This is a genomic window from Peribacillus sp. NPDC058002 (assembly GCF_042886655.1).
In the GTDB taxonomy this organism is placed as follows: Bacteria; Bacillota; Bacilli; order Bacillales; family DSM-1321; genus Peribacillus; species Peribacillus aracenensis.
Genome location: NZ_JBHVQU010000177.1, coordinates 1 through 7,572 on the forward strand (window position 1 = coordinate 1; position 7,572 = coordinate 7,572).

The 7,572-nt window shown below is 41.9% G+C and carries 8 protein-coding genes; 2 read left to right on the plus strand and 6 right to left on the minus strand.

The window, feature by feature from the left end:
* On the plus strand, window positions 1–853 hold an 853-nt coding region (locus tag ACFVSH_RS20575), incomplete at its 5' end, for an MBL fold metallo-hydrolase (RefSeq protein WP_387600664.1).
* Window positions 854–1,373: 520 nt separating this feature from the next.
* Here ACFVSH_RS20575 and ACFVSH_RS20580 read toward each other — a convergent pair.
* From ACFVSH_RS20580 to kynU, 5 genes are all read right to left on the minus strand, one after another.
* Window positions 1,374–2,006 carry a LysE family translocator gene (locus tag ACFVSH_RS20580; RefSeq protein WP_260286693.1) on the minus strand — a complete coding sequence of 211 codons (633 nt, stop codon included), beginning with the start codon at window positions 2,004–2,006 and terminating at the stop codon, window positions 1,374–1,376.
* A gap of 200 nt (window positions 2,007–2,206) precedes the next feature.
* Entirely contained in the window at window positions 2,207–2,833 is a 627-nt protein-coding gene (gene kynB / locus ACFVSH_RS20585; RefSeq protein ID WP_387707570.1) for an arylformamidase, read from the minus strand.
* A gap of 40 nt (window positions 2,834–2,873) precedes the next feature.
* The gene (kynA, locus tag ACFVSH_RS20590; RefSeq protein ID WP_387601026.1) at window positions 2,874–3,719 is read right to left on the minus strand and encodes a tryptophan 2,3-dioxygenase; all 846 of its coding nucleotides are present in this window, start codon (window positions 3,717–3,719) and stop codon (window positions 2,874–2,876) included.
* 58 nt (window positions 3,720–3,777) lie between these two features.
* Window positions 3,778–5,199 carry an amino acid permease gene (locus ACFVSH_RS20595; protein ID WP_387707572.1) on the minus strand — a complete coding sequence of 474 codons (1,422 nt, stop codon included), beginning with the start codon at window positions 5,197–5,199 and terminating at the stop codon, window positions 3,778–3,780.
* 88 nt (window positions 5,200–5,287) lie between these two features.
* Window positions 5,288–6,565, minus strand: a complete 1,278-nt coding sequence (kynU, locus tag ACFVSH_RS20600) for a kynureninase (RefSeq protein ID WP_387600671.1) — start codon at window positions 6,563–6,565, stop codon at window positions 5,288–5,290.
* Between the two features lie 173 nt (window positions 6,566–6,738).
* Between kynU and ACFVSH_RS20605 the strand changes: the two genes are divergently transcribed.
* On the plus strand, window positions 6,739–7,353 hold the full coding sequence (locus ACFVSH_RS20605) for a TetR/AcrR family transcriptional regulator (protein ID WP_387600674.1): 615 nt from the start codon (window positions 6,739–6,741) through the stop codon (window positions 7,351–7,353).
* On the opposite strand, the gene ACFVSH_RS20610 is transcribed toward ACFVSH_RS20605, so the two are convergent.
* A partial coding sequence (locus tag ACFVSH_RS20610) for a hypothetical protein (protein WP_387707574.1) occupies window positions 7,324–7,572 on the minus strand: 249 nt, incomplete at its 5' end. The genes ACFVSH_RS20605 and ACFVSH_RS20610 overlap by 30 nt on opposite strands.

The following is a 7,572-nucleotide window of genomic DNA, read 5'->3' on the forward strand; positions in this document are numbered from 1 at the left end:
CATGCAAACATTACAGCACCTATCGAAACATATTGCCTATCTGACGCCTGTTCAGGAAACCGATCGCCCGGTACTTGCCGCCGTTACGGGAAACAAGAAAACGCTCATCATCGATGCCGGTAACTCTGTCCGGCATGCACAGCTCTTTAAGGACGAATTGCTTCGGCATGATATAAGCGGGAATTTCCTCGTTCTAACCCATTCACACTGGGACCATGTATTCGGGCTGGAGAATATCAAGATTCCGGTGATTTGTCAGGAAAAAACATACACGAACATGAAAGATATGCAGCAGCTTTCATGGGAAGACCAAGCCCTTGATCAACGGGTCGAAGAAGGGACGGAGATTCCCTTCTGCGCAGATGCAATCAAATTGGAACATGGGACGAATAGAGAGATTACCTTCCCGCTGCCTGATATCATCTTTGAAAAAACGATGACGATCGATCTCGGCAATATAACCTGTATCATTGAACATGTTGGCGGCGACCATGCCAAAGATTCCTGCATCATTTATGTACAAGAAGAAAAAACACTATTTCTGGGAGATTGCCTTTATGCCAATCTTTATGCTGAAAAGTGGAATTATACGGCTGAACAGGCTTCGCTTCTCATTAAGAAAATTGAAGCCTATGATGCCGAAACCTATATCCTCTCCCATCATGCTCGGCCTTGCTCGAGACAGGAGATGGAGGCGGAGTTAAAGCTAATGAAAGAATGTGCCAGAACCGTGGTCAAGCATCGGGGAAACCGAGATTTAATGGAGCAGGAATTGGCTAAAGTATTAAAGCGGGATTTAACCGAGGACGAGCTCGAAACGGTTAGATTTTTCGTGAATGGCTATGTTGAGTGATGTAAGGAATAAAAAACACAACAAGGTAAACACTTTAATAAAGGTTTGGGTGGGGTATGGGTTCGGTATTATGGGGCTCATACCCTTTAATTTGCCCTTACAAAAAATCGATAATAATCATTAACAGTACTGTAACAATAAGAATGGATAGGAAACCTGAGATAATTGTCCCTGCCTTTGCTCCTCTATCATCGGGATGAATATGACCAATGATAAAGGAGGGGATGAAAAATATATAGCCGAATAGAACATTGTATAATGAATGCCTGAATCTCCATTTGACAAGAAGCTATGTCCGATAGTAATAAAATACTATCTCCAAAACAAGGCTTATCACCAATTTGAAAGGTAAACAATACTCCGATTAAACATAGCGCAAAAGAAAGTGAACCAAAACCGATATCCTTTGTTTTCCGAACTTCATTAGTTGGCATGCCATTTTCTCCTTGTAGTATCATAACTCATAAAAACTGCACCTCCAATTGTTAGATGTTGGCTAACGATTAGGGTGCAGTTCAAATTAATTATGAGCTTTTTCCAAGGCTAGCTTTATCCCGAAACCGATCAAGACCGTCCCGGTTATACCCTCGAAAATCGCTTGGGTTCTAGGCTTTTTCATAAAAGCACTGATCTGGTTCAACAGATAGATATAAAAAACAAACCACAACGCAGTTAACACGGTATACGTTATGCCCATGATCAGGAACGGTAAAAACGTATCATTTCCCGGATTCACGAACTGAGGCAGAAACGTTAAAAAGAAGACAGCCACTTTAGGGTTCAGCAGGTTGGTAAGGAACCCTTGCTTAAAGCAGGACTGGTTTTCGTACTTACTTTTGACGGGCGTTTCCGCTGCTGCGGCCACTTGCTTATTCCTTAATCCCCATAGGGTCTTGAAGCCTAGATATACCAAGTAAACGGCACCGACATATTTGAAGATGGAAAATAGTAAAGCGGATTTCACAATGATTGCTGAAAGTCCGAACACGGCAGCTGATGTATGGATAAGCAGGGCACAGCATGTGCCGAACATCGTTTTAAAACCTCCCGACGTCCCCACGGTAACGGTATTCCTTGTGGCTATTGCTGTATCTGGACCAGGTAAGATGATGAGAAGGATGCACATGATGATGAACAAATAAAAGTTTTCCATATTCGGACCTCCACTCTTAGTGATGAATTCTGAAAATTATAACATAGATGTACTTGGTTTAGGGGAAAAATTTGATGGTCATGATTATCCCAGGATAATGGATGAGAGGGGAAAGCGGCTTGAAATAAATACGGTGTTTAATGAAACAAAAAACAAGCCAGATCATTTATTGATCTGGCTGTTTTTTTTGAAAAATTTTGTTAAGGTAACTTTTTCAACACAGCACGTACCGGACTTCCATCTGCTTCAACTAATGGAAGAGGGAGGGCAGCCAACTCATAATTACCCGTTCCTATACCGTCTAGTACAAGACCTTCCAAAATGTGAATTCCATGACCGGCAAGTTCATGATGTGCAGATAGTTCTTTACTATCCAAAGGATCTACTGATGGTAAATCAAGGCCAATAAGACGAACGCCGCGTTCTGAAAGATATGCCGCTAATTCTGGTTGGATATGAGGAATGGTTTGTGGAAACACACTCCGATTCTTCCAAGCGTCCGTCCGAATTAATAGACGGGTGACGCCTTGCAGGTCTATACTGGATAATTCATTGACACCGATGCTTGTTTTGTTAGGTAAATGGATAACCCGGGCACTTCCCATATATAAATCGAGATCCAAATCAATTACTCTTTTTCCATCGTCATCAAAATGAAAAGGAGCATCAATATGGGTACCGGTGTGGATACTCATATTGATTTGACCTACATTGACAGATCCACTTTCTTCTTTACTCCAATTGACTTTGTATGAAAAAGGTGTATCTCCAGGCCAAACTGCAACGTTTTCATCCAGACGTTGTGAAATATCAATCCATGTCCCCATGTACCTTACCTCCATCTCTTCTGGCTGTATCTTGAATATCCTATAGCTTCGTTCTTAGACTCCATAGTTCCGGGAAGAAGTGTTGATCGAGCGCTCTTTTTAAATACGTTACACCTGATGATCCGCCAGTACCTTGTTTATTACCAATAATTCTTTCCACTGTGGTCATATGATTAAAACGCCATAATTGCTGTTGATGGCCAATGTCCACTAACTTCTCGCCCAGCTCATATAAGTCCCAATATTGCTCAACATCGCGGTAAACTGTCAGCCACGCCTCTTCTACACTGGCATTTGGTTCATATCTTTGTGACCAATCCCTGCTGGTGGCTTCTTGATCAATAGGTAATCCGCGCGCCACAAGTGCATTGATCGCCGCGTCATAAATACTTGGTTCATGAAGGGCCTGCTGCATTTGTTCGTATAAATCTGTTTGGTGCTGATAGACTGATAGCGTATGGACATTTTTGTTCCCTAATGCAAATTCAATCAAACGATTCTGATAAGATTGGAATCCGGAAGATTGTCCCAGTTTATCCCTGAACTCCATGTATTCAGCCGGCGTCAAAGTTGAAAGGACATTCCAGGACTGGATCAATTGCTGCTGGATCCTCGAAACGCGCGAAAGCATTTTAAACGAAGGTTCCAACTTGTTTTGACGGATGGACTCAGTTGCTGCTGTCAACTCATGCAATATGAGCTTCATCCATAGCTCACTCGCTTGATGGATAATGATGAATAGCATTTCATCATGATGATCGGAACATCTATGTTGACTAGTTAAAATCTTATCAAGATGGAGATAATCTCCGTAAGACATCGCTTTTTGAAAATCGGTTTGAATTTCTTTCTCTAGACCAGTTATTGTTTGTTCATTGTTATCCATATTCTTCATTCCGCAATCTCCTCACTTTTCCAAATGCAAAACTATTTATTCCGTCATTCTATTCTATCTTCTTTTTCAGAGGTTCTTCCATTACATTATGGTTAATATTTCTTCTTTTTGAAACAAAATAAGCAACAGTTAAAAATAGTAACCAAGGTATCCCGAATTGAAGCATGATCTTGAAATCTGTAAACCATGTTGTAATTATTAAGCTGAATAGAAGAACGGCGCCCAGTATCGTTAAATAGGGAAAACCGATCATCCTTACCGGTAATTTGCGTCCGCCGGTTTTCTCCCATTTAACCCTGAAAAACAAATGGGAAATGAAGATCATGAGCCATGTGAACATGGCACCGAACATGGAGATCCCCATCATGAATGCATAGGATGAACCAGGAAGTAACGCATGAACGCCTGCCGCAATGAAAATCCCTGTTGTAGAGACAGCAAGTGCTTTTCCCGGAACGCCCCTTTTGTTTAGCTTTCCTAAAAAGCTAGGTGCATGTTTTCCGCGAGCCAATGAAAACATCATACGTGTTGAAGCATAGAGCTGGGCATTCATGGCAGATACGGCAGCCGTTAAAATAATAAAGTTCATGATCCCGGATGCACCAGGAATGTTCAAGATTTCCATTACTTTGACGAATGGACTTTCCTCGATCCCGGCCGTTTTCCACGGTACGATCATCAACATGATGCCGATTGTCAGCACATAGAAGGTGGATAAACGGAACACGGTCGCTTTTAAGGCTTTTGGAACCGCTGCATCCGGATCTTTTGCTTCTCCTGATGTAACCGCTATCATTTCGGTTCCAAGAAAGCTGAATAAAGAAATAAATACGGCTACCCACATTCCCCACCCGCCAAATGGGAAAAAACCGCCTTCATTTACAAAGTTCTCAGGTCCTATATGCGGCTGATCGGAAGAACCGAATAGTACATACGATCCAAGAAGGATAAAACCAACAATGGCACTTATTTTAATGAAGGAGAACCAATACTCAAATGTAGCGAATGTATTCACGCTAGTAGCATTTACATAAATCAGGGCACCTGCAAACACCAAAATCCATACGATTCCCGGAACGGTCGGAAACCAATACTTCATATACACGCTGACTGCACTTACCTCAACCCCAACAGCCAAAACATTGGCAATCCAATAAGAATAGCGGACAAGATAGCCAGCCATAGGAGTCATGTACTTTTCAGCAATGGCCCCAAAAGATCCGGAAGTGGGATGGGCAACCGTCATTTCGGCTAAACAGCCCATCAACAGTAAAACAATGAACGCCCCGAGAGCATAGCTGAGCAATACACTTGGCCCTGCCGCTTGAATGGCAAGCCCGCTGCCAAGGAATAACCCTGTCCCGATGGCACAGCCCATAGCGATCATGGAAAGCTGATTTGTTTCCAGCTCACGTTTTAACCCTTTTTCTGGCTCATCTTTAAAGTTCAATTGAGTATTTTTGTTCTCCATAGTTCATCCCCTTTTTATCAAAAAGATTTTATCCTGCCCACATTAACTGACCATTTGAGGGATGGGCCCCATCTGGCGGAATTCCATGTTATGCGACCACTTCACGCTCATTCTTGAATTTTTCATATTGTTTTTCTGACATGATTTTCTTAAGTATTTGTACAACTTCCCAAACTTCTGCGTAGGAAGTATATAGTGCAACCGGAGCGAGACGAATGATGTTAGGTGCTCGGAAATCGGGAATGACACCGTTCTCTTTCAATGCCTTGCATATCCGTGCAGCTTCTTTATGCTCAAGGCTTACATGCCCTCCGCGGCGCTTGTCTTCTCTAGGAGTTCCAATGAAAAATCCCATGTCTGCCAATTCGGATTGTACTAAATCCATTAAATATTGATTGATTTTCAGGGATTTTTCGCGAATATTCTCGATTCCCGCTTCAATAAAAATGTCCAAAGACCCAATCAAAGGTGCACAACTTAACACATGAGGGGTGCCGATTTGATACGCGCCTGCTGATTCAGCTGGTGTTAACGTATGCTCCATATCGAATTGTTTATCTTTTTTGGAGCCGAACCATCCAGCCAATCCAGGCATCGTTCCAAAATGTTTTCGATTTACATATAAACCGCCGACACCGCCAGGGCCGCCATTTAAATGTTTATAATTGCACCAATACGCAAAATCCACATCCCATTCGCTGAATGAATGCGGAATCGCACCGATAGAATGACATCCGTCAAATCCGATTACTATTCCTCTTTTATGAGCTTCAGCAGTTAATCGTTTCATATCCAATATTTGACCGCTGCGATACAGGACTGTAGGCAAGATGATCAAAGCGATGTCATCGGTCATTGCTTCGATGATGTCATCCTCTTCAAGAAATCTGCCATCCGAGCTTTTGACGCGGATGAGATCTGTTTCCGGATCGTATCCATGTGTACGCAGCTGACTTTGAAGGGCATAAATATCAGTCGGAAAGGTTAATTCATCTGCCAAAATTTTTATGCGCGTACCTTCAGGCTTATAAAAAGTGGCAACAAGCTGATGCAGATTTACAGTTGTGGAGCCGGTTACGATAACTTCTTCTGGAGAAGCCCCGACCAATGGGGCCATCTTCGCGCCCAATTTCTCAGCCATGAAAAACCAAGGGTGATTTCCTTGCGTCCATCCATCGATCCCATGTTCCTTCCAATCTTCCAAAGATTCCAAAAGAGTGCGCTCAGCCCTTTTCGAAAGAAGCCCCAATGAATTTCCATCCATGTAGATGGAACCCGGCTTTAAATAAAACTCTTCTCGAAATCCTTTAAGAGTATCTTTCTCATCCATTTGTTTAGCGTGATCCAATGTGTATTCAGAAACCATAATCATCCTCCTATATTAGTATTCTAAATAATTCTAGGAGAATCGTACCAAAGAATATGACACGGTGTCAATAAGTTAATTCAGAAAATTATAAACATTAAATCGATCTTTCCAACAAATGTTTTTTATTTTATGGAAATCCTTTATGCTAGAAGATAAGGGGAGGAATAAGCATGGAGAATGGCAAAGTAGGGGATAAGCGGCATTTACGCTCGATCATGACACGGCAAAAGTTATTAGAAGCTGCAAAGGAAACATTTCTTGAAGAAGGTTATCAAGCTGCGCTTATTTCCCAAATGATCAAAAGGGCAAACATCGGATACGGAACGGCCTATGTTCATTTTAAAGGGAAAGAGGATCTGTTGATTGTATTAATGGAAAATGTAATGGAGCAATTTTATGAAATTGCCGAGACCTCTTTCTTTCCAAAATCAAAAGACGAAGCAAAACATATCATAAACAGACAAGCTAATGCTTTTTTGAAAATGGCAGAAGCTGAACGCAATATGATGCAAGTTTTCGAACAGGCCATTGGGTTCTCAACCATTATTTCAGATAAATGGAAAGCGATCCGCATGAAGTTCATTCAGCGAATTTCAAAGGACGTCGCATATGCACAGCAAAATGGGCTGGCAAGAACTGAACTAAACCATGAGCTTGTGGCAAGAGGATGGTTTTTCACGAATGAAATGTATCTGTGGGAAATCGTCCGAAACGAACATCAAAGTTCTGTCGACGAAATTGCTCAAACCATCACCTCAGTATACGTCGAAGGCTTGTATTTGTAATGATAATGGCAGTTCACCAATCTTCCGGTTATATCGGAAGATTTTTTTATTCAAGGCTTTACAGCATAAAGCATTTATAGCGAGTAAAGCGGCGGAATTCACGAGTAAAACAGCAAAACTCACGAGTAAAACCGCAGAATTCACGAGTAAAACAGCCAAACTCACGAGTAAAACAGCCAAACTTACGAGTAAACTGTCCAAACTCACGAGTAAAACCGC

Bases quoted from the DNA above. Each gene is read 5' to 3' on its own strand.
- ACFVSH_RS20595 (WP_387707572.1), bottom strand. From the start codon at position 5,199: ATGGAGAACAAAAATACTCAATTGAACTTTAAAGATGAGCCAGAAAAA.
- ACFVSH_RS20605 (WP_387600674.1), top strand. From the start codon at position 6,739: ATGGAGAATGGCAAAGTAGGGGATAAGCGGCATTTACGCTCGATCATG.
- kynU (WP_387600671.1), bottom strand. From the start codon at position 6,565: ATGGTTTCTGAATACACATTGGATCACGCTAAACAAATGGATGAGAAA.
- ACFVSH_RS20580 (WP_260286693.1), bottom strand. From the start codon at position 2,006: ATGGAAAACTTTTATTTGTTCATCATCATGTGCATCCTTCTCATCATC.
- kynA (WP_387601026.1), bottom strand. From the start codon at position 3,719: ATGGATAACAATGAACAAACAATAACTGGTCTAGAGAAAGAAATTCAA.
- kynB (WP_387707570.1), bottom strand. From the start codon at position 2,833: ATGGGGACATGGATTGATATTTCACAACGTCTGGATGAAAACGTTGCA.